This window comes from Rhizobium sp. Pop5 (assembly GCF_024721175.1).
Taxonomy (GTDB): domain Bacteria; phylum Pseudomonadota; class Alphaproteobacteria; order Rhizobiales; family Rhizobiaceae; genus Rhizobium.
Window position 1 is genome coordinate 438,492 of sequence record NZ_CP099401.1, and the last position, 22,246, is coordinate 460,737.

General features: G+C 62.6%; 22 protein-coding genes and 1 pseudogene. 14 read left to right on the forward strand and 9 right to left on the reverse strand.

What is annotated here, in order from left to right:
- Positions 1-214: 214 nt before the first annotated feature.
- The 3 genes from NE852_RS27780 to NE852_RS27790 all read right to left on the reverse strand — a co-directional run bounded on the left by NE852_RS27780 (position 215) and on the right by NE852_RS27790 (position 2,771).
- Positions 215-859, reverse strand: a complete 645-nt coding sequence (locus NE852_RS27780; RefSeq protein ID WP_008530014.1) for a response regulator transcription factor — start codon at positions 857-859, stop codon at positions 215-217.
- The gene (locus tag NE852_RS27785; protein WP_258156889.1) at positions 856-2,232 is read right to left on the reverse strand and encodes a cache domain-containing protein; all 1,377 of its coding nucleotides are present in this window, start codon (positions 2,230-2,232) and stop codon (positions 856-858) included. The genes NE852_RS27780 and NE852_RS27785 overlap by 4 nt, the downstream gene beginning before the upstream one ends.
- Before the next feature lie 74 nt (positions 2,233-2,306).
- On the reverse strand, positions 2,307-2,771 hold the full coding sequence (locus NE852_RS27790; RefSeq protein ID WP_008530019.1) for an Lrp/AsnC family transcriptional regulator: 465 nt from the start codon (positions 2,769-2,771) through the stop codon (positions 2,307-2,309).
- A gap of 167 nt (positions 2,772-2,938) precedes the next feature.
- Here NE852_RS27790 and NE852_RS27795 point away from each other — a divergent pair, with 167 nt between their 5' ends.
- The 5 genes from NE852_RS27795 (at position 2,939) to NE852_RS27815 (ending at position 6,953) form a co-directional block, all read left to right on the forward strand.
- On the forward strand, positions 2,939-3,718 hold the full coding sequence (locus tag NE852_RS27795; protein WP_008530020.1) for an ABC transporter ATP-binding protein: 780 nt from the start codon (positions 2,939-2,941) through the stop codon (positions 3,716-3,718).
- Between the two features lie 37 nt (positions 3,719-3,755).
- The gene (locus tag NE852_RS27800; RefSeq protein WP_258156890.1) at positions 3,756-4,529 is read left to right on the forward strand and encodes a transporter substrate-binding domain-containing protein; all 774 of its coding nucleotides are present in this window, start codon (positions 3,756-3,758) and stop codon (positions 4,527-4,529) included.
- Positions 4,530-4,538: 9 nt separating this feature from the next.
- Positions 4,539-5,264, forward strand: a complete 726-nt coding sequence (locus tag NE852_RS27805; RefSeq protein WP_258156891.1) for an ABC transporter permease — start codon at positions 4,539-4,541, stop codon at positions 5,262-5,264.
- Between the two features lie 13 nt (positions 5,265-5,277).
- The gene (locus tag NE852_RS27810) at positions 5,278-5,967 is read left to right on the forward strand and encodes an ABC transporter permease (RefSeq protein WP_258156892.1); all 690 of its coding nucleotides are present in this window, start codon (positions 5,278-5,280) and stop codon (positions 5,965-5,967) included.
- A gap of 77 nt (positions 5,968-6,044) precedes the next feature.
- Complete coding sequence (locus tag NE852_RS27815) at positions 6,045-6,953, forward strand: homocysteine S-methyltransferase family protein (protein ID WP_008530022.1); 909 nt, start codon at positions 6,045-6,047, stop codon at positions 6,951-6,953.
- A gap of 59 nt (positions 6,954-7,012) precedes the next feature.
- Here NE852_RS27815 and NE852_RS27820 read toward each other — a convergent pair whose 3' ends face one another.
- A complete protein-coding gene (locus tag NE852_RS27820; protein ID WP_008530024.1) occupies positions 7,013-7,450 on the reverse strand; it encodes a MarR family winged helix-turn-helix transcriptional regulator in 438 nt (145 codons plus the stop codon).
- Between the two features lie 210 nt (positions 7,451-7,660).
- Here NE852_RS27820 and NE852_RS27825 point away from each other — a divergent pair, with 210 nt between their 5' ends.
- Entirely contained in the window at positions 7,661-9,472 is a 1,812-nt protein-coding gene (locus NE852_RS27825) for a chloride channel protein (protein WP_008530025.1), read from the forward strand.
- Between the two features lie 9 nt (positions 9,473-9,481).
- Positions 9,482-9,613, forward strand: a pseudogene (locus tag NE852_RS27830) (VapC toxin family PIN domain ribonuclease); the annotation flags it as partial.
- A 74-nt stretch (positions 9,614-9,687) separates the two neighbouring features.
- On the opposite strand, the gene NE852_RS27835 reads toward NE852_RS27830, so the two are convergent.
- From NE852_RS27835 to NE852_RS27855, 5 genes are all read right to left on the reverse strand, one after another.
- Positions 9,688-10,458, reverse strand: coding sequence for an ABC transporter ATP-binding protein (locus NE852_RS27835; RefSeq protein ID WP_008530027.1), 771 nt, complete (start codon positions 10,456-10,458; stop codon positions 9,688-9,690).
- A gap of 9 nt (positions 10,459-10,467) precedes the next feature.
- Positions 10,468-11,451: an ABC transporter substrate-binding protein gene (locus NE852_RS27840; RefSeq protein ID WP_008530028.1), complete on the reverse strand. Its 984-nt coding sequence runs from the start codon at positions 11,449-11,451 to the stop codon at positions 10,468-10,470.
- Positions 11,452-11,491: 40 nt separating this feature from the next.
- Positions 11,492-12,343: an ABC transporter permease gene (locus NE852_RS27845; protein WP_008530029.1), complete on the reverse strand. Its 852-nt coding sequence runs from the start codon at positions 12,341-12,343 to the stop codon at positions 11,492-11,494.
- A 10-nt stretch (positions 12,344-12,353) separates the two neighbouring features.
- On the reverse strand, positions 12,354-13,706 hold the full coding sequence (locus NE852_RS27850) for an LLM class flavin-dependent oxidoreductase (protein WP_008530030.1): 1,353 nt from the start codon (positions 13,704-13,706) through the stop codon (positions 12,354-12,356).
- A 349-nt stretch (positions 13,707-14,055) separates the two neighbouring features.
- The gene (locus NE852_RS27855) at positions 14,056-14,841 is read right to left on the reverse strand and encodes an IclR family transcriptional regulator (protein WP_037172579.1); all 786 of its coding nucleotides are present in this window, start codon (positions 14,839-14,841) and stop codon (positions 14,056-14,058) included.
- A 225-nt stretch (positions 14,842-15,066) separates the two neighbouring features.
- Between NE852_RS27855 and NE852_RS27860 the strand changes: the two genes are divergently transcribed.
- The 7 genes from NE852_RS27860 to NE852_RS27890 are packed head-to-tail and all read left to right on the forward strand — an operon-like array spanning position 15,067 to position 22,219.
- Positions 15,067-16,137 carry an ABC transporter substrate-binding protein gene (locus tag NE852_RS27860; RefSeq protein WP_008530032.1) on the forward strand — a complete coding sequence of 357 codons (1,071 nt, stop codon included), beginning with the start codon at positions 15,067-15,069 and terminating at the stop codon, positions 16,135-16,137.
- 31 nt (positions 16,138-16,168) lie between these two features.
- Positions 16,169-17,683, forward strand: a complete 1,515-nt coding sequence (locus NE852_RS27865; RefSeq protein WP_258156893.1) for a sugar ABC transporter ATP-binding protein — start codon at positions 16,169-16,171, stop codon at positions 17,681-17,683.
- Positions 17,680-18,645 (forward strand): ABC transporter permease, encoded by a 966-nt coding sequence (locus NE852_RS27870; protein WP_008530039.1) that lies wholly within the window; start codon positions 17,680-17,682, stop codon positions 18,643-18,645. The genes NE852_RS27865 and NE852_RS27870 overlap by 4 nt, the downstream gene beginning before the upstream one ends.
- Positions 18,642-19,583, forward strand: a complete 942-nt coding sequence (locus tag NE852_RS27875; RefSeq protein ID WP_037172587.1) for an ABC transporter permease — start codon at positions 18,642-18,644, stop codon at positions 19,581-19,583. The genes NE852_RS27870 and NE852_RS27875 overlap by 4 nt, the downstream gene beginning before the upstream one ends.
- Positions 19,580-20,536 carry an amidohydrolase gene (locus NE852_RS27880; protein ID WP_008530042.1) on the forward strand — a complete coding sequence of 319 codons (957 nt, stop codon included), beginning with the start codon at positions 19,580-19,582 and terminating at the stop codon, positions 20,534-20,536. The genes NE852_RS27875 and NE852_RS27880 overlap by 4 nt, the downstream gene beginning before the upstream one ends.
- A complete protein-coding gene (locus NE852_RS27885; protein ID WP_258156894.1) occupies positions 20,529-21,839 on the forward strand; it encodes an alanine racemase in 1,311 nt (436 codons plus the stop codon). The genes NE852_RS27880 and NE852_RS27885 overlap by 8 nt, the downstream gene beginning before the upstream one ends.
- Before the next feature lie 35 nt (positions 21,840-21,874).
- Positions 21,875-22,219, forward strand: a complete 345-nt coding sequence (locus NE852_RS27890; protein WP_008530044.1) for a RidA family protein — start codon at positions 21,875-21,877, stop codon at positions 22,217-22,219.
- Positions 22,220-22,246 lie beyond the last annotated feature (27 nt).

Consider the following 22,246-nt stretch of genomic DNA (forward strand, 5'->3'; position numbering starts at 1 on the left):
AAGGCAGGTCTGTCAGCCGGCGGCCGCGGCAGGCCCGGTTCGGGTCACTCGAGGTTTTCCGACTGATCGGAAGCTGATGTAACGCATGTGAATTCCTCCCAACGGCTCACCCTCGGCCAGCCGTGAGTGGAGTCCTAGGACGTCGTTTTTGCCCTCACAAGATGGGCGTCAGACTGAAATGCAGGGCTCTACCCAGAAGTGGGTAGGCCGGGATTCAACCCACTTTGGAGACGACGCCGTGATCCAGCGCGTAGCGGATGAGGCCCGCCGTCGTTGCGATGCCGAGCTTCTTCTTGAGGTTCTTGCGGTGGGTTTCCGCCGTGGCGGGGGTGATCCCGAGCGCCTCGGCGATTTCCCGGTTGCTTCTGCCGGCAACGATCAGTCCGAGGATGTCGCGCTCGCGCGGCGTCAGGGGATCGCTCCCCTCCTCCGCGCGTTCGCCCATCAGCGCGTCGAAGACGCCCGAGGAGAAATAAGTGCCCCCGCCCGCCACGGTCTCGATGGCCGCAACGATCTCGTCCGTCGAGACGTCTTTGAGCACATAGCCGGCGGCGCCATGCATGACCGAGGAGGAAATATATTCCCGGCTGTCGTGCATGGAGAGCATGACGACGCGGGTTTGCGGAAGCTCGTTCCGGAACAGTTCGATCGCATCGATGCCGCTGAGTTTCGGCATGTTGATGTCCATCAGCACCACCTGCGGCTGGATTTGCCGGGCGATGTCGAGACCCGTTTGCGCAAGCCCGGCGGTGCCTGCGACTTCGATATGGTCGAAGGTCTCGAGCACGGCCTTCAAGCCGTCCAGCACCAGCGGATGGTTGTCGATCAGGAGAACCTTGATCTTCGTGCGTTCGGTCATGCGGCTTCCGCCCGCTTGCCGGCGGGAAGATTGGCCGACCTCGGCATCATCGCCGTCAGTGTCGTGCCGGACTCGTTGCTGTTGATGAGCAGCAGACCCCGGAAGTGGGCCATCCGCTCCTGCATGTTGCGCAGGCCGAGGCCCGATCCGCCGTCCTTGCTGCCATCGAAGCCGGTGCCGTTGTCTGAAATCGTCATGCGGGCGCGGCCGCCGTCGCTCCACAGCTTGACCGAAAGTTTTGAGGCGCCCGAGTGTCGCTCGACATTGTTGAAGGCTTCTTGGGCGACACGATAAAGGGCGGTGCTGGCCTCGGCCTTCAGCATGCCGGTAAAGCCTGAAGCGTCGATATCAGTCTCGATCCCCGTCCGCTCGGCAAAATGATAACAGAGCGCCTCCAGCGCCGCGGTCAGGCCGAGATCGTCGAGCACGCGGGGACGCAGATCGTGCGAGAGCCGTCGGATTTCCTTGATGGCGCCGTTCAGCGCCTCGACGCCGCGGTCGATGGTCTGCGCTGCATCGTCGATATTGGTCCTGACCTTGCGGCCGGCGAGATCCATCGCGTAGCGCACGCCGACCAGGTTCTGGGAAATGCCGTCGTGAAGCTCGCGCGCCAGCCGCGCCCGCTCTTCCTCCTGCGTGTCGATGACCCGCTGCGTCAGTTCCTTGAGGCGGCTGTCGGCCATGCGGCGCTCATGGAAGGTCAGGAGCATGCAGGTCGTGAAAACGACGATCACCGAGGGCACGGCGATCAGTGCAACGATGACGAAGGTCCGTTTTATGTTGGCGCGCATCACCTCGTTGGCGGCCGCACTCTGGGCAAAGACATCGTCCAGATAGACGCCGGTTCCGACCACCCAGTGCCATTTGTCGAGGCTGACGACGAAGGAGAGCTTGTCGGCGATCTGCCCGGTCGAAGGTTTCTGCCATTTGTACTGATGCAGGCCACCGCCGGCCTTTGCCGTTGCGATCAGTTCGGCAATGACCTTGTCGCCATCCGGATCGGTGAGATCCAGCCAATTATGTCCATGCCGGAAGCTCTGGCGCGGATGGACGATATTGTTGCCGTCGTAGTCGTAGACGAAAAAATAGCCATCCTTGCCGTAGTCGAGCGAGGTCAGGATCTCTGCCACTTGCTGCTTGGCAGCCTCGTCGTCGGCGCCGGCCTTGTCATAGATCGTATGGATGGCGGACAAGGCAAGATTGGTCAGATTGAGGATTTCGGCTTCCTTGGTCTTCAGCATGTTCTGTTCGAACGTGTCGATGCTGTTCTTGGCGAGGTTTGCCGATTGCCAGGTGATGAAAGTGGTGATCGCAAGGATCGAAATGACGAGCGGGACGATCGCCAATGCGATGATCTGGTGTCGGAGCGTCAACGATCATTCCTCCCGAGAATTTGCGCCCGGAATTATGCCCTTTGCCCAATATGAGTCCAGCGGCTTGTCCGGCGCTACTCGAGCGGCACGAACAGGCCGAGCTTGACGTCCCGCAGCACGACATTGGTGTGCATACGCCGGATCTGCGGGTTTTCGGCCATGATCAGGGCGGCGATGTCGTCATAATGCTCGACGTCGCGGGCGGTGACGATCGCAATCAGGTCGACCGCGCCTGTGACATAATAGACCTGCTGGATATGATCCTGCTTCTCGGCCCAAACGCGGAACTTCGCCAGCGCGTCGTAATTGTCCCGCTCGATTTCCATCCCGACGATAAACACCATCGATGTCCCCGTCGTCTTCCGGTCGAGGACGGCGACCTCCGCTTTGATGATCCCCTCCTCGCGTAGGCGCTTCAATCGCCGCTGCACGGCAGAGACCGACAGCCCGATCCGTTCGGCAATTGTTTCAGCCTTCAGCTGGCAGTCGCGTTGAACGATATCGAGGATGTCGCGGTCAAAACGATCCAGTTGTTCCATGGTCCAGTCCACTTCGGTTCTCCCAGCGGCACTTTAGGCATTCTGCCGTATTTGCCGCGTGAGAAAGATTATTTTGCACAGAAAACGCAAAAGAGATAGAAATTGCGCGAAAAAACCGCGTTCTTTTATCATTATCCTTCGCAAATTCAGTTCAGCCGGAACCATGCATGTCGGATCAACCCTTTCCTGCTCTTCGCGTCGAAGATCTCCACAAAAGCTTCGGCTCGCAACAGGTTCTCAAGGGTATCTCGACCGAGGCCCACAAGTCGGATGTGATCTCCATTATCGGCTCGTCGGGTTCTGGCAAGAGCACCTTCCTCAGATGCATCAATTTTCTGGAAACGCCTGACCGCGGCCGCATTGCCGTGAACGGCGAAGAAGTCGCGATGAAGGCCGGCTCAGGCGGGCGGCTGCAGCCACGCAACTGGCGGCAGATCGAACGGTTGCGCACCGGGCTTGGCATGGTCTTCCAGAGCTTCAATCTCTGGGCCCATCGCACGGTGCTGGAAAATGTCATCGAGGCGCCTGTGCATGTCATGGGCATCTCCAGGCGCGAGGCGATCGAAAAGGCAGAGGCCCTGCTCCACAAGGTCGGGCTTTTCGAGAAGCGCGATGCCTATCCCGCCTTTCTCTCCGGCGGCCAGCAGCAGCGCGCGGCGATTGCACGGGCGCTCTGTATCGATCCTGCCGTCATGCTGTTCGACGAGCCGACATCGGCGCTCGATCCGGAACTGGTCGGTGAGGTCCTTAAAGTCATCCGCGATCTCGCGGAAGAAGGCAGGACGATGCTGATCGTCACGCATGAGATGCGTTTCGCCCGGGATGTTTCGAGCCGCGTTCTCTTCCTGCATCAGGGACGGATCGAGGAGGAAGGTCCGCCGGAGCAAGTATTCGGGGCGCCGGTCAGCGCCCGCTGCCGGGAATTCACCGGTCTCAGCACCCACTGATGTCCCATCGATAATACCAACCAGGAGAATCCTGCGAATGAAACTGCTCCCCATGCTTTTTGCCGGCGCGGCACTTGCGCTTTCCGCGGTCACGGCACAGGCCGAAGTCCGCTTCGGCGTCATGAACGAATCCTATCCGCCCTTCTTCGCCAAGGATGCCTCGGGCGAGTGGCACGGATGGGAAATCGACCTGATGAACGCCGTCTGCGAAGAGATGAAGGAGAAGTGCTCGATCGTCGACATTTCCTGGGACGGTCTCATTCCGGCTCTTCAGAGCAAGAAGTTCGATGTCATCTGGTCGTCGATGTCGAACACCGAGGAACGCTCGAAGGTGATCGACTTCACCGACAAATATTACAACACGCCGAGCACGCTGATCGGGCCCAAGGACCAGAAGCCGGGCGCCACCGCCGAGGATGTGAAGGGTAAGACCATCGGCATCCAGGTGTCGACGATCCAGTCGGAATATTACAAGAAGTATTTTGCCGGCGTCGCCGAGGAAAAGACCTACCAGACGCTCGACGAGGCTTTCCAGGATCTTGCCTCCGGCCGCATCGACTACGTCTTCGGCGATTCGCTTGCGCTCGACGCCTTCCTGAAAAGCGATGCCGGCAAGGATTGCTGCGCCAATATGGGCGACGTCGCCGACGACAAGGAGATCCTTGGCGCTGGCGTTTCGGGCGGCCTGCGCAAGGACGATACCGAGCTGAAAGCGAAGCTGAACAAGGCAATCGCCGCCGTTCGCGCCAACGGCCAGTACGACGCGATCACCAAGAAATACTTCGACTTCGACATCTACGGCGCAAAGTAAGCAGTCCTGATGGCGACCGTGCAACAAGGCATTCTGGAGCTGCTGTCTCCCTATCCTCCGGGATGGGGCGGCGTTCTTTTGGCAGGTGCGGTTTCCACGGTCGCCATCTCGGCCTGTGCCTTCGCCGTCGGGCTGCTGCTCGGCACGGGCGGCGCGCTTGGAAAGCTCTCGGGCAATCGAGCGCTCCGCCTTTTGCTCGATCTCTATACCACCGTGATCCGCGCCGTTCCGGAACTGATCCTGATCGTCGGGCTCTATTATGCGGGTACAGACGGCCTCAACCGGCTTCTGGTCGCGCTGGACCTGCCGCCGATCGAGGTGAACGGTTTCGTCGCGGCCGTCGCCGTGCTCGGTTTCGTTCAAGGCGCCTATATGACGGAGGTGCTGCGCGGCGCGATCCTCGCCATTCCTGTCGGCCAGATCGAAGCCGCCAAGGCCTTCGGCATGGGACCGGCGTTGCGGTTCCGCCGCATCCTGCTTCCGGCGCTTTTGCCGAATGCGCTGCCGGGTCTTGCCAATCTCTGGATGTCGGTCACCAAGGACAGCGCGCTGGTCGCGGTTGTCGGCTATCAGGAATTGGCGCTCGCTACCCGTCTCGCCGGAGCGAGCACCAAGCATTACTTCGTCTTCTTCCTTGCCTCGGCTCTTCTCTACCTCGCGATCACGCTCGTTTCCAACGTCGCCTTCAAGCTGATCGAAGGGCGAGTGCGGCGCGGCCAGCCGCATCTGGCCTGAGGAAAGCGCGCCCGTGAGTTTCACCTGGATCTCTTCCTATTGGCCGCTTCTGCTCACCGGTGCCTGGCAGACCGTTGCGCTGCTTGTCATTTCCGTGGTGTTCGGCTTCGTCCTTGCCATCGGTCTCGCCTTTGCGCAGGTGAGCGGCGGCAGGTTGACCCGGCTTCTCGCCCGTGGCTACTGCACCTTCTTCCGTGGCACCCCGCTGCTGATCCAGCTGTGGCTGCTCTACTACGGGGTCGGTTCGCTGCTGCCGATGATCCCCGGCATTCGCCAGAGCCTGTTCTGGCCGATCCTGCGCGAAGGCTTCTTCTTCGCCTCCGTCAGCTTCACGCTGAATTATGCGGCCTATGAGGCCGAAGTGCTGCGCGGCGCGCTGCTTGCCGTTCCCAAGGGCGAGCTCGAAGCCGGCCGCGCCTTCGGCCTCTCGCCCTGGAAGCTGACCCGCCGCATCTGGCTGCCGCGCGCCATCCGTATCGCCCTGCCGACCATAGCAGGAGAGATCGTCATGCAGCTCAAGGCGACACCGCTCGCCTTCACGGTGACGGTGATGGATCTCTACGCCGTGGCAAACAAGGTTCGCCAGGACACATTGCTTGTCTACGAACCGCTCATCGTCGTCACTCTCTTCTATCTCGCCCTGACCGCAGTCATCGCCCGCGTCTTTCGAGGTTTCGAGGCGCAGGTGCCGGTTCGCCGTTAGGCGGATGGAAGCTGACAACATTGTTTTGAAAAGTCCGCAGCCGGTGACGGCGCGACAGCATGAATGGAGACTACCTCATGAGCACGATGCGAATTCTCGATGGCGGGATGAGCCGCGAACTGCTGCGGCTCGGCGCCGAACTGAAGCAGCCGGAATGGTCGGCATTGGCGCTGATCAACTCGCCGGAGATCGTCCGCAAGGTGCATGAGGAATTCATCGCCGCCGGCTCTGAGGTCATTACGACGAACAGCTATGCGCTCGTACCCTTCCATATCGGTGAGGATCGGTTCCAGAAGGAAGGAGCGGCGCTGATCCGTCTGGCAGGCCGCCTCGCGCGCGAGGCCGCCGATGCCGTCAAGGATCGTAAAGTCCTTGTCGCCGGTTCACTGCCGCCGATCTTCGGTTCCTACGAGCCTGAGAATTTTCAGCCTTCGCGGGTGCAGGACTATCTCAAGGTGCTCGTCGAAAACCTCGATCCCTTCGTCGACATATGGCTCGGCGAGACGTTAAGCCTGATCGCCGAGGGAGAGGCTGTCCGCGAGGCGGTGGCGGCATCGGGCAAGCCGTTCTGGATTTCCTTCACGTTGGCCGACGACGCGGCGGATATCGGGAGCGGCGAACCGAAGCTTCGCTCCGGCGAAAGCGTCGAGGACGCGGCGCTCTGGGCGGCTTCCTCGGGTGCCGAGGCTTTCCTGTTCAATTGCAGCAAGCCCGAAGTCATGGAGGCGGCAGTCGAGACGGCGGCGCGCGTGTTTCGAGAGAGGAACGCTCAGATCGAAATCGGCGTCTATGCCAATGCTTTCGAAGGGGAAACAGGCGAGGCAGCCGCCAATGAAGGCCTGCACGACACCCGCGACGATCTGAACGATGACGCCTATTCGCGCTTTGCCTGCTCCTGGGCCGAAGCCGGCGCGACGATCATCGGCGGCTGCTGCGGCATCGGGGCCGCACATATCCATCGCCTCAGGAATACGCTTTTGAGCTGAATAGACGAGAGCGGGGCTGTCGACCGCCGCGTCGCTCCTCCCCATGACCCAAGCGTGCTCTATTCGGCTTTCGGCGCCGTCTTCTGGAGCTCGAGCAGGAGTTTGATCAGCTTCGGGGCCATCACCCTGATTTCTGAGAGGTGGACGGCGCTCAGTCTCGTCAGAAGCTCGTCCGCCTTCTCGGTCAGCAGAACCGTCTGGCGGCGTCTGTCTGCCGGATCGGCATGGCGTTCGACAAGCCCTGCATCCGACAGCCGCCCGACGAGTTCGGTTGCCGTGTGGGGCGCGATGATGAGCCGCTCGGCCAGCATGCCGACGGTCATCGCTTCGCCGCCGCGTTGTCCCTTGATTGCGAGCAGCGCCTGATGCTGCTGGACCGGCAGTCCTTCCGACTGCGCGGCAGATGCGCTGAAATCCATGAACTGGCGAAGCGCAAATCTGAGGTCGGCGAGGGCCTCATAATCCTCCTGTCGCAGTGGCTGCGCGGTCTTATTCAAACTCAGTCTCCTCTGCGCCTGCGCCACCTGGGCGAAGTCAACGCAATCGCCGCATCTAATCTCTGATCTCGAATAAATGGGCGGCTGCCAGCCGGTCAAGTGAGGTGTCCGCGACATTTCCGCTTTCATGCTTTCATTCATTGATTTATATCGTATCACGATATATTGACGCCACTCATACGTTCCCGTTACCGCGTAGCAGAGGCTTTCATGGCGCAGCATCAACCCAGCAACCGGCCGCACGATTTCACCGGCGGCCTTTCCCGGCGCGAGGCCGGGGATTTCACCACCGACAGGCGGGTGCTCCTCCTCGTCGGCATGGCGATCATCGTCGGCACCGCAGGCGCCTTTGCCGCCTGGTGTCTCGTCAGCCTCATCGCGCTGGTGACCAATCTCATCTGGTTCGGCCAGATCGGCATCGAGCCCGCTTCTCTTGCTGCCGTGCCGCGTTCGCTGTGGGTGGTGCTGGTGCCGCCGCTCGGAGGGCTCGCGATCGGGCTGATGGCTCGCTTCGGGTCGGAGAAGATCCGCGGTCACGGCATTCCCGAGGCGATCGAGGCGATCCTGATCGGTGGCAGCCGGATGTCGCCGAAGGTCGCGGTCCTGAAGCCGCTGTCGTCGGCCATCTCCATCGGGACTGGCGGGCCGTTCGGTGCCGAGGGACCGATCATCATGACGGGCGGCGCGATCGGATCGCTGTTTGCGCAATTCTTTCACATGAGCGCGGCCGAGCGGAAGACGCTGCTGGTCGCAGGCGCGGCCGCCGGCATGACGGCGATCTTCGGTTCGCCGATCGCCGCGGTCATGCTTGCAGTCGAACTTCTGTTGTTCGAATGGAAGCCGCGCAGCTTCATTCCGGTCGCCGTTGCCGCCTGCGTATCGATCTGCTGGCGTCCGCTGCTCTTCGGCGTTGGACCGCTATTTCCGACCCATTTCCAGGTGGCTCTGCCCTGGTGGGGGATTTTCGCCTGCGCCGCGATGGGGATCATTTCAGGACTGCAATCGGGATTGCTGACGACGCTGCTCTACAGGATCGAGGACCTGTTCGAAGCCCTGCCGATCCATTGGATGTGGTGGCCGATGTTCGGCGGTCTCGTCATCGGCCTCGGCGGCCTGATCGAACCGCGCGCGATGGGCGTCGGCTACGACATCATCGATGGTCTGCTCAACAACCGGCTGCTCGCGCCGGCGGTGATGTCGATCCTGCTGGTGAAGATGATCATCTGGCTGTTTGCCCTGTCGTCGGGAACCTCGGGCGGCGTGCTTGCTCCCCTTCTCATCTTCGGCGGCGCGCTCGGATGGCTGGTCGGGATCATCATGCCCGGCAACGATCCCGGTTTCTGGGCGTTGCTCGGAATGGCCGCGATGATGGGCGGAACCATGCGCGCGCCGCTGACCGGAACCTTCTTTGCGATGGAGATCACCGGTGACGTCAGCACGCTCGTTCCGCTTCTCGCGGCAACGGTGGTCGCCTACGCTGTGACGGTGCTGCTGCTGCGCCGCTCGATTCTCACCGAGAAGATCGCGCGCCGCGGTCAGCACATTACCCGCGAATATGGGGTCGATCCATTCGAGTTCTCCCGGGCAAGGGAAATCATGATCAGCGATGTCGACGCGCTTCCTCTCACCATGACGGTCGGCGAGGCCTGCGATTTCTTCACCTCCCAGCAGAAAACGCACCGGATCTATCCGGTGGTCGATGCTGCGGGCAGGCTGACCGGTATCGTTTCGAGGGCCGACGCCCTTCTCTGGCAGGGGAAATCAGATCTCGCCACCCAGACGCTTGCGGAAAACGTCACGGACGACTCGGTTCCCGTGGGGCATCCTGGCGATACGGTCGCCTTCATCGCCGACCTGATGCTGTCGACCGGCAGCGGTCGCATTCCGATCGTCGATCCAACGTCGGGCAAGCTCTGCGGCCTGATCGCCCGCAAGGATCTGCTGCGGCTGCGCAGTTCCTACCGGACGGCGGAATTGGATCGGCGGCCTTATCTGACAGCCGGAGCAAGGGGCAAGCCGTGACGGCCTCGCGGCCGCGGCTTGTCGTCGATGGATGGGCTGATCGCCGCAACCGCGGTTGTTCTCGATCTCACCCTTGCGACGTGCAACACCAGGGATTTCGAAGGTCCAGGGATCGAACTCGTCGATCCCTGGATCGGATGAAACGCCGCTCGTCTGCGAGACTGATGCAAGGTCAGCGATAGAACGGGCACGGGCCGCCGCTCGCAAAGCAGCCCTCAATGCAATCCAAACAGGTTCAGCAGTTGCTCGCGGTGCCGGACGAATTCCGGTGCGCTCCGGTCGCGGGGACGCGGCAGATCGATTTCGATCAGGCGCGGCTCGGCTCCCTTTTCCCGCGGCAAGATCAGGATCCTGTCGGCGAGATAGATCGCCTCTTCGAGGTCGTGGGTGACGAGAATGGTCGTAACATCCTCGTCGCGCCAGATCCGCGCGAGCTCCTGCTGCATGCCGATCTTGGTCATCGCGTCGAGCGCGCCGAGCGGCTCGTCGAGCAGCAGGATTTCGGGTTGGACGGCAAGCGCCCGGGCGATCCCGACGCGCTGCGCCATGCCTCCCGACAGCTGTCGGGGATAGGCGGTCTCGAATTGCTGCAGGCCGACGAGCTTGACGTAGCGGCTCGCCCGGCTCCGCGCCTGCTCGCGGGAGAGTCCCCTGGTTTCCAGCCCGAAGGCGACGTTGTCGAGCACCGTGAGCCAGGGCAGAAGGCGGGGCTCCTGGAAGATGACGGCGCGTTCCGCGCCGACGCCCCGTACCGCTTTGCCGTCGACGAGCACTTCTCCGGTGTCGGATTCCTCGAGCCCGGCCAGAACCCTGAGCAGGGTCGTCTTGCCCGATCCGCTGGCGCCGACGATGGCGAGGCTTTCGCCGGATCGGATATGGAGATTGATATCCTTCAGAACCTGCAGGGGTTTGCCGTTCAGCTTGTAGGATTTGGAGAGGCGACGGATCGTCACCTCTCCGCGGCGAATGTCCTCAGCGACGCTCATTGCGGTTCCTCAGTTGCTTGCCGGTTTAGCGTCGGCGGTAAAGAGAATGTTCTTAGCCGCCAGTTGGCCTTGCTTCAGCTTACCCTCGCGAACCAGTACGTCGATCCAGAACTGAATGTCGCGTTCGACCGGCAGGCCGCCGGCGCGCACGCCGTAGCCGCGGAAATACTGTGCGATATCCGCGTTCTCACCGCGCTCGGCAAGCGCCTTGGCGAAGATCTTCTTGGTTTCCTCCGGATGTTCCCGGGCATAGTCGAGGGCACGGGCCGACTGCTCGACAAAAATCTTGGCGGCTTCGGGATGTTGCTGAATGAAATCGCGACGCAGGACCACGAAGCCGCCGGCGATGTCGCCGAGAACGTCGGTATCGTCGAAAACCGGACGCAGGCCGCCATTCTTGAGCGCCGCACCCTCGAAGGTCGTCTGCCAATAACCGAAGGCGGCAATATCGACCTGCTTGGAGCGCAGCACCTGCTCCAACTGCGGACCGGGAACGACGACCTGATTGGCGGAGTCGCTCGGCAGGCCGACGGAATGCAAGGCCTCGCGAATGGTATAGTCGAGATGCGCGCCGAGCGTGTTGACCGCGATGCTCTTGCCGACAATGTCCTTGATGCTTTTGATCGGGCTGTCTTCCAGCACATAGAAAGTCGACTGCACCTCGTCGTTGATGCCGTTCGACGGATAGGCGGCGACGAAGTCGTTGCCGCCGATGATCGAATTCAGCACGGCGGAGGTGGCGGCGCTGCCGATCTCGACGTCGCCGGATGCGAGAGCGATGAGAGAGGCCGGGCCGCCCTGGGCATAGCCGACATTCTCAAACGTGATGCCGGTGTCTTTGAAATAGCCGAGTGCATCGGCCAGTTCATGGGCGGCAAGGCCGCCTTGGCTCGCGAGATAACGCAGCTTCACCGTGTCAGTGGCTGCGGCCGGTGTGGCGAGGCCGAGCGCGATGACGGCCGGCAGGAGAAGATTGCGGGGATGAAACGTCATGGTGCGTCCTTTTCGGAAGAGGAAAATCGATGGAAACAGGTCAGGCGCTCGGCTGAGACCAGCGGCAGAGACGGCGCTGCAGGAGGACGAGCAGTGCATTCGCGGCAAGGCCGAGGAAGGCGAGCAGCAGGATCGCCGCAAACATCAGCGGGATCTGGAAATTGTACTGGGCATTCATGACCTGGAAGCCGATGCCCTTGTTGGCGCCGATCATCTCGGCGGCGATCAGGAGAAGAAGCGCAGTTGTCGCCGAGAGACGCAGGCCGACGAAGATCGCAGGCACGGAGGCCGGCAGGATGACGCGGCGGAAGATGGTGAGTGGTCCGGCACCATAGGTGCGCGCCATCTCGATAAGCTTCTTGTCCACCTCCTTGACGCCGCCGATCGTGGCGAGCAGCACCGGAAACAGCGTCGCCCAGAAGATGACGAAGATTTTGGAGGTTTCGCCGAGACCGAGCAGGAGGATGAAGACCGGATAGAGCGCCAGCGCCGAGGTCTGGCGGAAGAGCTGCAGGATCGGATCGAGCGCCTGTTCGACCGCACGAAACTGGCCCATGAAGAGGCCGAGCGGAATGCCGAGCACGACGGCGAAGGCAAAGGCAATCCCGGCTCGTTGCAGGCTGATGGCGATGTCATCGATGAGCGCGCCGTTGGCAAGGTTGGTCCAAAGGGTCGACAGGATCAGATTCAAAGGCGGGAAGACGGCGGGATTGACCCAGCCCCTGGTGCTCGACACCTGCCAGAGCACGAGGAAGCTGATGAGCAGGCCGTAGCGCGGCAAAAGCGATGCAAGCACCTTGCGCAGGTGGGATGCGAGAACGGAAGTATTGCTTTCGCGGCTCTTCAGGTGACCAAAACTTGTCGGAAGAGCCTGGTTGATTTCATAGGCCATCGTCTGCTCCTCACTCTGCTGCCTGAAGAGCCACGCGCTCGGCAGCCCATCGGTTGGTCGGGAAAGGCAGGCCGAGGTTTTCCCGGAGCGTCTTGCCTTCGTAAGCCGTGCGGAACAGGCCGCGGCGCTGCAGTTCCGGGATGACCAGGTCGACGAAGTCGTCGAGCGCCGTCGGCAGCCAGGGCGGCAGAATGTTGAAGCCGTCGGCCGCTTCGTTTTCGAACCATGTCTGCAGCGTATCGGCGATCTGTTCGGCGGTTCCGACGACGGTGTAGTGCCCGCGGGCGGATGCGATCCATTGATAGAGCTGGCGGATGGTGAAGTTGTTTTCATCGGCGATCTGGCGGATGAGTGCCTGGCGGCTCTTCATGCCTTCCGTCGGCGGCGCGGGCGGAAGAGGCCCGTCGAGATCATAACCGTGCAGGTCGAGCGTGCCGCCGGTCAGGCCGTTGAGGAGGCCGATTCCGTCCTCTTCGACGATGAGCGAGGTCAGGCGATCGTATTTTTGGCGCGCCTCCGCCTCGGTCCTTCCGACGAAGGCGGATACACCGGGCATGACCAGGATGTGATCGGGATTTCGGCCGAGGCCGCGAGCGCGCGCCTTGATGTCCCGATAGAACTCCTGGGCGGTTTCGATATGCTGGTGGGCGGTGAAGATGACCTCGGCCGTCGCGGCGGCAAGCCCGCGTCCGTCGTCGGACTGCCCGGCCTGGACGATGACGGGATGTCCCTGTGGCGAGCGCGAGACGTTGAGCGGGCCGCGCACACTGAAATGCTCGCCGCGGTGATCGGTGTCGTGCAGTTTCGCCGGGTCGAAGAAGACGCCGGTCCCCTTATCACGGATGAAGGCGTCGTCCTCGAAGCTCTCCCAGAGCTTGCGGACGACGTCGACATGCTCGGCGGCGCGGCGATATCGGTCTGCGTGCGGAAGCTGCGTTTCGCGATTGAAGTTCTGCGCCGTGAGGTCGCCCGTCGTGGTCACGACGTTCCAGCCGGCGCGGCCCTCGGAGATCAGATCCAGCGAAGCGAACTTGCGGGCGGTCGTATAAGGCTCCTCATAGGTGGTCGAGGACGTCGCGATGAAGCCGAGATGGGTGGTCAGAGGCGCAAGGGCGGAGAACAATGTAACGGGTTCGAAGCCGGCCACGCGGGCGTTCCCGCCTTCGCGCGCTCCGCCGAAACCGACTGCCAGCCCATCGGCTAGGAAATAAGCATCGAAGAGGCCGCGTTCGGCGGTCTGGGCGAGCTGTTTGTGAAACTCGAAACTGGTCGCGCCGTCGACCGGCTGGTCGGGATGCCGCCATGAGGCGACATGCTGTCCGCCACCGGGAAGAAATGCTCCAAGCCTGATTTTCCGTGTCATTTCGCATCCTCTCCGTTTGTCGCCGACAGCCCGGCCGGGGCCAGAGTTCAATATGGCTGTCGCTACTAAAATACGTTTCCCATAGATTTTATAGAGAAACTTAATTTTATAGTTTCAGAGGAAGAGTGAATAGATTTGCGGGGGAAGCTGGAAATTCGAAATCAGCGATTGGGGAGCCGCCCGGCACACGGCCGGTCTCCCTTGATATGCTTGATCGTGGACGAGCCGACTTGGAACATCCTATAAGCCCGGCAAGGTGCGCTTGATGCGATTAAGGGAGGATGCGGCTGAAGGCGGTCTTAGGCACGAAGTCCGTGGGCCGGATATCAATGCCTGGCTACGCTACGTATCAGCCTCGTTTTGATCGTGCCGGGGCGTGGCCAAGACCGGTGGCGGCCTTTTTCAGACAGTCGAGGTAGCGGTCCCGGTTCGCAATGCCGTCGTCGCGGGGGGTGACGAGGCAGAGCGTTGCGGCGGCGTGGCCTTCTTCGTCGCGCACCGGCACGGCAAAACAATGCGTGAAGCTGTCGACGATGCTGTTGAAGGTGAAGAGGCCTTCACGTTCGGCCTGGCGGACTTCGGCGATGAAGCTTTGCGGGTCGAGCCATTCGCCGTTCGGCAGGCGGAAATCCTGCGGCGGAATGAAGCTCAGGATTTCCTGATCCGACAGATGCGCAACGAGCAGGCGGCCCGACGCCGTCCACGGGATCGGCACCGACTGGCCGACATCCGTCGAGATGCGGAACGGCCGCGCGCCTTCGCGCATGCGCACGACCGTATATCTGTTGCCATCGAGCATGCAGAACTGTGCCGTCTCACGCGTCTCGTCGGCAAGCTGTTCAAGTGCTGCCTCGCATTCGCGGGTGAAATCGAAATGGTTCTCGTAGGCGGCGCCCAGGAAATAGAGCTTGCGGCCGAGATAGACGCGGCCCTCGCCGCCGGTGAATTCGAGGATGCCGTTGCTCAGCAGCAGATTGACGAGTTCGTAGACCGACGAGCGCGGCGCGCCGATCTGTGCGGCGATTTCGTTCGGCTTCAAGGCCTGCCGTTTCTGACGCAGGAAATCAAGGATTTCGAAGGCACGGTCGAGCCCGCGAGCCCGCTTGCCGACTGCTTCGTCTTGAATTGCGTCCATTGCCATCGATCCTTGTTTCTGTCCGGCCAAGCTTTTCAAACCCTCCGCCACATCTGTCAACCGATCCTGTCATTCCCGGCAAACGAAATTTTTGCGCCCCTCTTGCGAGGCAAAAAAAACGGCATAAGATCACCGCGTCCGGTATTTAGATCATATGTACATTATATTGGACAAATGGGAGATGGCAAGCCGATAGTGCTGCCGCATACAAAAAAGGGGATCGACATGAAGCATCTTGAAAACAGCATTTCCGCCACGCTGCGCCGTCGCCTTCTCGCGGGCGCTGCCGCCGCTGCGGCTCTTCTCGCCTTTTCGGCCGGTACGGCGTCCGCTGCCGCCAGCTGCATCAAGGGTGACCGCAAGGCGCCCTATACGATCGGCTGGGCGAACATCTATTCGGTGCCGACCTGGATGAAACAGACCGAAGGCACCATCAAGGCCGAAGTGGACGAGTTGAACAAGGCGGGCCTGGTGAAGGACCTGATGATCACGGACGCGCAGGGCAATGCCCAGACGCAGATCCAGCATATCCAGTCGATGATCGACGCCAATGTCGACGCCATCGTGGTGATCGCCGGTTCCTCCACGGCGCTCGACCGAGTTATCTCCGACGCCTGCGATAAGGGCATCGCGGTGGTGAATTTCGACAGCCTCGTCGACACCGACAAGGTGACCGCCAAGATCAACACCGATTCCAATGAATGGGGCGCCACCGCTGCCAAGTGGATGGTCAGCCAGCTCGGCGGCAAAGGCAAGATCATCATCATGAACGGCCCGGCCGGCATTTCGGTGAGCGACGACCGCCGCAAGGGCGCCCAGCCGGTCCTCGATGCCAATCCGGGCCTAAAGGTGATCACCGAGACGAATACGGAATATAACGTCGCCCCGGCACAGGAAGCGATGACCAGCCTGCTCTTCGCCAACCCTGATATCGACGGCGTGCTGTCCCTCGGCGGCGCATTGTCGGCCGGCTCGGTCATGGCTTTTGAGCGCCAGGGCCGTGAACAGGTGCCGACGACAGGCGAAAATGCCCGGCAGTTCCTGGAACTCTGGAAAGAGAAGGGTCTGAAGGGCTGGGCAACCATGCAGCCCAACTGGCTCGGTGCGCTTTCCGTCTATACTGCCGTGCAGGCGCTGCAAGGCAAGGATATCCCGGCCTTCGTCAAGGTGCCGCTGCCCGTCATCGACGACAGCACGATCGGCAGCTACCTCGCGCGCGCCGACAAGTTCCCCGCCGACGGCTATATTTACTCGGACTACGACAAGGCGCTCTTCGACAAACTGCTTGCCAAGTAATCCCAAGCAATTCGGGTTGAGGAACGCCGTCATGACGGAAGAACGACCCCTGCTGGAAGCCCGGCAGGTGTTCAAGGGATTTTTCGGCAATCCCGTTTTGAAGGGCGTCGACATCGCCCTTCTGCCGGGCAGGGTTCACGCCCTGCTCGGCGAGAACGGCGCGGGCAAATCCACATTGATCAACCTCCTGTCGGGCGCCCTGCAGCCCGATAGAGGTTCCATCCTGGTCGACGGCAAGCCCGTCGGGCGTTTCAGCCCGGCGGCTGCGCGTGCGGCCGGCATCGCCGTGGTCCAGCAGGAGCTGAGCCTGACGGCCAGTCTCTCGATTGCCGAAAACATCGGGCTCGGCGCCTTCCCGCGCCGGTTCGGCCTTATCGATTACAAGGCGCTTCATCGCGGCGTGCGAGAGGTCTGCGACTTGGTGGGGCTCACCGAGCCGCTCGACATGCCGGTCGCCGATCTCGCGCTCGGCCGCCGCCAGATGGTGGAAATCGCCAAGGCGCTGTTCCGCAAGCCGCGTGTACTCATTCTGGACGAGCCGACTTCGTCGCTCTCCGCGCACGAAGCGGGCATTCTTGCCAGTCTGATCGGGACGCTGAGGGATCGTGGCACGGCGCTTCTTTATATTTCCCACCGTCTGAATGAAGTGCAGGCGCTCTGCTCGCATGTCACGGTGTTGAAGGATGGCGGCGTCACGGCCGACCAGTCGCTCTCCGGCATCGACGGCGAAGGGCTGGTGCGCCTGATGGTCGGCCGCGAGACCGGCGACCTCTTCCCGCCGCGCGCCGCTGCCAAGCCCGGCGAAATGCGCATCGGCGTCGAGGGCTTCTCCGCCGGCATGGTGCGTGACATCGGCTTTTCCGCCCGCGCCGGCGAGATCGTCGGCATTGGCGGGCTCGTGGGACAAGGCCAGGAAGACTTGCTGCTTGGTCTCTATGGCGCGATTCCGGCATCCGCCGCCCGGGCTGAAGTTTCCGGCAAGCCGGCTCTCCCCACTAACGTCGGCGAGGCTAATGCGGCTGGTATCGTCTATGTCCCGGCCGACCGCAAGCATGAGGGGCTGGTGCTGCCGCATTCCATCGCCTCCAATCTCATCCTTCCCTCGCTTGGACTTCTGGCCCGCAAGGGCCTGCGCGACCGGCCGGCGGAAACCGGCCTGGTCGCCGATCTCGCCCGCCGCCTGACCATCAAGGGCGACACCGCCCGCCCGGTGCAGGCGCTCTCAGGCGGCAACCAGCAGAAGGTGGCGCTCGCCAAATGGCTGCCGCTCGACCCCTCGGTTCTGCTCCTCAACGATCCGACGCGCGGCGTCGACATCGAGACCAAGCGTGAAATCTACCTGATGCTGCGCGCCTTCGCTGCCGAAGGGCGACTCGTCATTCTCGCCAGTTCCGACACACCGGAGCTCGTCCATCTTTGCGACCGTGTCGTGGTTCTGCGCGAGGGGCGCGTCGCGGCGGCGCTGTCGCAGGGTGAAATCAGTGAAGGAGCGATCGTCGGAGCGGCGATGGGCATTGCGACCACGACACAGGGAGCGGCAGCATGAGCACGATTTCCCCATCCTCTTGGCTCTACGGCTCGATCCAGCTTCGCCGCAATCGCGGCCTCGGCGGCCTCTATCTTGTCGTTGCGGCTTTTCTCATTCTCTATGCCGTGCTCTTTCCGGGCATCCTTTCGATTGGCGGATTCTCGAAGTTCACGCAGAACTGGTTTCCGCTTGCGCTCGTCACGATGGCGCAGGCGCTGCTCATGCTGAACGGCGGCATCACGCTGGCGATCGGCCCGCTGGTCAGCCTCGGAGCCGTGATCGCGGCGACGACGATGGAGGGCGCGCTTGGCGTTTCCGGAGGCATTCTTGCCGTCGCTGCCGCCGGTCTTGCGATCGGCGCCATCACCGGCGCCATCGTGACGCATCTGAGATTGCCGGCGATCATTGTCACGCTTGCCGGCTCCTTCATCATCAGCGGGGTGGCGCTCATCCTGTTGCCGCGGCCGGGCGGGGCCATTCCCGATTGGCTGTCGACGGTGCTCGCCGGCCATACGCCCGTCGCCTTCCTGCTGCTCGTCTTGATCCTGGCGCTTTGGAAAGCCTTCCTGGCGACGCCGCTCGGTCTCGGCATCTATGCGGCTGGCGACAATTCGGTCGGGGCGTTCCGTTCCGGCGTTCCGGTCGAACGGGTGAAGGTCGCAGCCTTTGCGCTCTCCGGTCTTCTCGCCGCGTTGACCGGCCTTTTCGTTGCCGCGCAGACCGGCTCCGGTGATCCGGTGATCGGCACGCCGTTTACGCTGAATTCGATCGCCGCCGCCGTACTTGGCGGTGTCGGCTTCCTCGGCGGCAAGGGCACGATGCGTGGCGCGATCTGTGGCAGCCTGCTGCTCTCGGTCATGATCAACGTCATGTTCTTCCTGGGCTTCCCGCCGGTCGCACAATATGTCGCTCAAGGCCTGATCATCGTCGGGGCGGTCGCCGTTCCGGAATTTCTGACGCAATGGAGGGCAAGGCGATGAGCATCATCAGGTCCGCGTTCCGCAATCCGCCGCTTCTGACCCTCCTTCTGGTGGTGCTCGTCTGGATCGTCGCCAGCTTCATGCTGCGCGGCTTCGGCGCCTACGGTCACCTGCGCTACCTCCTCGAACTCGCCGCTGTGATCGGCATCGTCGCCGCCGGCCAGACGCTCGTCATTCTGATGGGTGGCATCGATCTTTCCGTCGGCGCGGTCATCACGGTCACGGCGATCCTGCTGCCGCTGATTTCGCCGGCCTGGGACCCGAGCGGCCTTGCCGGCATCGCCGCAGCCCTTGCCATCGCCACCGGCATCGGTCTCCTGAATGGCGCGGGGGCCGCCTATCTCCGCGTGCCGCCGATCATCATGACGCTTGCCATGGCGACCTTCCTCCAGGGCTTGCTCGTCATCGTCGCCGGCGGCAGTGCGGTCACCGTCAGTAATCCGGCGGTCATCCTGCTCGGGCAGGCGCGGCCGCTCGGCATCCCGGCCGGCATCATCCTGTGGCTTGTCGTGACGATCGTCGTCCTCCTGCTCGTCCACCGCATGCCGATCGGCGCGCGTTTCCTGGCGCTTGGTGCCAATCCCCTGGCGGCCCGGCTTTCCGGCGTCAGCGTCACCCGCAACACGCTGATCGTTCATACCCTCTCCGGCTTCTTCGCCGGCCTTACCGGCATTCTCGTGCTCGGCATGAACCGGCAAGGCTATGTCGGCATCGGCGATCCCTATCTGCTGACCTCGATCGCGGCCGTCGTGCTCGGCGGCACCTCCATCCTCGGCGGTCGCGGCACCTATGCCGGGACCATTCCGGGGGCAATTCTGCTGGTGACGACGACGGCGCTGATCACCGTCGTCAACGCCTCGCCCGGCTGGCGCTCGATCATGTTCGGCACTTTGATTCTTGCGCTTCTGCTTGTCTCCGGCCGTGAGGCACGCAGATGACGAAACCCTATGACGGGCCGGTCATCGATCCGCATCACCATCTCTGGGATCTCAGCCTGCAGCGCCACCCCTGGCTTCAGAAGGTGCGGGCATCAGGCGAGGAGATGGTTTTCGGAAGCCTGGCACCGATTCTGCGCGACTATGGCATCGACGATTATCGCGCCGATGCAGCCCGCCAGAACGTGATCGCAACCGTGCATGTGGAGGCCGGCTGGTCCGTTGCGTACCCGCTGGAAGAGAGCCGCTGGCTGGATGGGCTCGATCGCAGCTCCGGCGTGGCGCGCCGTTACGTCGCGCGCGTTCCTCTCGATGGGCCGGACGCCTTACGCCTGCTCGAGGCGGAAGCAGAAAACTCTAACGTTATCGGCATCCGCGACATTCTAAGCTGGCATCCCGATGTGGCAAAGCGTTTTGATGCGCGTCCACATCGCATGAGCGATCCCGTCTGGCGGGCGGGACTCGGTCATGCGACGCGGCTCGGGCTGGTCTTCGATCTGATGCTCTATTCCTGGCAGTTGGGCGAGGCGCTCGACCTCGTGCGCGCTTTTCCGCAAACGCTCTTCGTGCTCAACCATGGCGGCAGCCCTGCCGACCGGAGCGAGGACGGCATGGCGCTTTGGCGCCGCGGCCTGCGCGCGCTCGGGGGCGAGCCGAACGTGCGGTTGAAGATTTCCGATCTCGTCGCCTATGACAACGACTGGACGCTCGAAAGCCTGCGGCCGGTGACCGAGCATTGCCTCGATTGTTTCGGACCCGCGCGCACCATGTTCGCGAGCGACTTTCCGGTTGCGGGCCTGCACGCCTCTTTCGACGAGGTCTATCAGGTTTTCCGCACGGTCGCCTCGCAACTCTCCGACGACGAGCAGCGCGCATTGTTCTTCGCCACCGCCAACGACACCTATCGCCTCGGCATGGCGGATGCCGCCGAGATCAGAAGAGGCTGCCATGTCTGACCTTCATGCCGCGACCGAAGATATGCCGATCGACGAGCGGGTACGCGGTTTTCCGCCGGGCCACGCGCCGCTACCGCTTTCTGAAATCGGCAAGCAGGGATGGAAGCCCTATGACGGCAGGATGGCCCTGCCGCTGATCTCGCTCGACCGGCAGGCCTTTGCCGAGAATGCCGAACTGATGATGGCCTATGTGAAGAGCCACGGCGCCGAAATCGCCCCGCATGCCAAGACGCCGATGTCGACGGTGTTGGCGAATGCGCTGATCGCGACAGGCGCCTGGGGCACGACGGTTGCCGACATCCGCCAGGCCGCCGTCCTGCTCAAGGCGGGACAGCGCCGCCTGATCCTCGCCAACGAGATCGGCGGGGTCGCCGCCGCCCGCCGTCTTGCCGCCGTACTTAGCCAATATCCCGATGCGGAATTGCATGTCTTCGTGGATTCGGCGGCGCTACTCGAGGCTCTTTCCTGTGCATGGCAGGAGCGTGGAGATTTGCCGCCTCTCGGCCTGATGGTGGAATTCGGCGCCGGGCGCGCCGGTATCCGCAGCGCTGACGACGCGGCAAGGATTCTCGACACGATCCTTGCCAAGGAGACGCCGGCCTTCCGGCTCACCGGCATTGCCGCCTATGAGGGCGCGGCCGCGACCGCCAATGCAGCCGAGACGATGCAGCGCATCGACGCGCTGATGGTGATGACGGCCGAGTTCCTGCCGCAGCTGCGCGCCCGCATCGGCAGTGAGCGGCCGCTCTTCGTCACAGCAGGCGGATCGGTGTTTTTCGATATTGTGGTCGCGCGGCTTTCGGCCGCGGTCGCGGCTGACCCCTCCTGCCGGCTCGTGTTGCGCAGCGGCGCCATCTTCTTCCACGATCATGGCATCTACGAGCGCGGCCTTTCCGGCCTCGACGCACGCGGCGGCCTGAGCATCGGTGGCGAAACGGTGTCGGCGGCGGCAGGCTTCCGTCCCGCGCTGCGGCTCTGGGCCGAGGTTCTCTCCCGACCGGAGCCGCGGCTCGCGATCTCGGGAATGGGGTTGCGCGATGTCGCGATGGACCAGGGCATGCCGCGACCCTTGGCGCTCTATCGCGACGGCATCCGCCTCGCCGATCTCGAAAGCGCCAGAGTTCTCCGCCTCAACGATCAGCACGCCTTCGTGGCACTTGCAGATGACAGCGACGTGTCGGTCGGCGATGTGATCGAGTTCGGCATCTCGCATCCCTGCACCTGTCTCGATCGCCACGCCATTCTCTACGGCCTCGACCCCCATCATTCAGTGACGGCGGCCTTTCTCACCAGCTTCGGCTGAAGCCCTTCCAAAAAAGCAAGAAAAGGAAAACCTGCATGATCCAGCGTTACCAGAAAGGTTCCCGCATGAGCCAGGCCGTCAGCTATGGCGGGCTCGTCTATATTGCCGGCCAGGTCGCGGAAAATCGCAAGGCCGGCATCGAGGACCAGACCCGCGACGTGCTCGGAAAGATCGACGCCCTTTTGAAAGAAGCCGGCACCGACCGCTCGCGTCTCATTGCCGTCAACGTCTTCCTGCCGGCGATTGTTGATTTCGAGGCGATGAATGGTGTCTATGACAGCTGGATCGATATCGAAAATCCGCCAGCCCGCGCCTGCACCGAAGCCCGTCTTGCCGATCCCGATCTGCGTGTCGAAATGACCGCGGTCGCCGCTCTCTGACGGTACGATCATCGCCCGCATTGGAGA

Excerpts from the sequence above, each read along its gene's own strand:
- NE852_RS27780 (WP_008530014.1), bottom strand. The coding sequence starts at position 859 with ATGACCGAACGCACGAAGATCAAGGTTCTCCTGATCGACAACCATCCG.
- NE852_RS27790 (WP_008530019.1), bottom strand. The coding sequence starts at position 2,771 with ATGGAACAACTGGATCGTTTTGACCGCGACATCCTCGATATCGTTCAA.
- NE852_RS27795 (WP_008530020.1), top strand. The coding sequence starts at position 2,939 with ATGTCGGATCAACCCTTTCCTGCTCTTCGCGTCGAAGATCTCCACAAA.
- NE852_RS27800 (WP_258156890.1), top strand. The coding sequence starts at position 3,756 with ATGAAACTGCTCCCCATGCTTTTTGCCGGCGCGGCACTTGCGCTTTCC.
- NE852_RS27805 (WP_258156891.1), top strand. The coding sequence starts at position 4,539 with ATGGCGACCGTGCAACAAGGCATTCTGGAGCTGCTGTCTCCCTATCCT.
- NE852_RS27815 (WP_008530022.1), top strand. The coding sequence starts at position 6,045 with ATGAGCACGATGCGAATTCTCGATGGCGGGATGAGCCGCGAACTGCTG.
- NE852_RS27825 (WP_008530025.1), top strand. The coding sequence starts at position 7,661 with ATGGCGCAGCATCAACCCAGCAACCGGCCGCACGATTTCACCGGCGGC.
- NE852_RS27835 (WP_008530027.1), bottom strand. The coding sequence starts at position 10,458 with ATGAGCGTCGCTGAGGACATTCGCCGCGGAGAGGTGACGATCCGTCGC.
- NE852_RS27840 (WP_008530028.1), bottom strand. The coding sequence starts at position 11,451 with ATGACGTTTCATCCCCGCAATCTTCTCCTGCCGGCCGTCATCGCGCTC.
- NE852_RS27845 (WP_008530029.1), bottom strand. The coding sequence starts at position 12,343 with ATGGCCTATGAAATCAACCAGGCTCTTCCGACAAGTTTTGGTCACCTG.
- NE852_RS27850 (WP_008530030.1), bottom strand. The coding sequence starts at position 13,706 with ATGACACGGAAAATCAGGCTTGGAGCATTTCTTCCCGGTGGCGGACAG.
- NE852_RS27855 (WP_037172579.1), bottom strand. The coding sequence starts at position 14,841 with ATGGACGCAATTCAAGACGAAGCAGTCGGCAAGCGGGCTCGCGGGCTC.
- NE852_RS27860 (WP_008530032.1), top strand. The coding sequence starts at position 15,067 with ATGAAGCATCTTGAAAACAGCATTTCCGCCACGCTGCGCCGTCGCCTT.
- NE852_RS27865 (WP_258156893.1), top strand. The coding sequence starts at position 16,169 with ATGACGGAAGAACGACCCCTGCTGGAAGCCCGGCAGGTGTTCAAGGGA.
- NE852_RS27870 (WP_008530039.1), top strand. The coding sequence starts at position 17,680 with ATGAGCACGATTTCCCCATCCTCTTGGCTCTACGGCTCGATCCAGCTT.
- NE852_RS27875 (WP_037172587.1), top strand. The coding sequence starts at position 18,642 with ATGAGCATCATCAGGTCCGCGTTCCGCAATCCGCCGCTTCTGACCCTC.
- NE852_RS27880 (WP_008530042.1), top strand. The coding sequence starts at position 19,580 with ATGACGAAACCCTATGACGGGCCGGTCATCGATCCGCATCACCATCTC.
- NE852_RS27885 (WP_258156894.1), top strand. The coding sequence starts at position 20,529 with ATGTCTGACCTTCATGCCGCGACCGAAGATATGCCGATCGACGAGCGG.
- NE852_RS27890 (WP_008530044.1), top strand. The coding sequence starts at position 21,875 with ATGATCCAGCGTTACCAGAAAGGTTCCCGCATGAGCCAGGCCGTCAGC.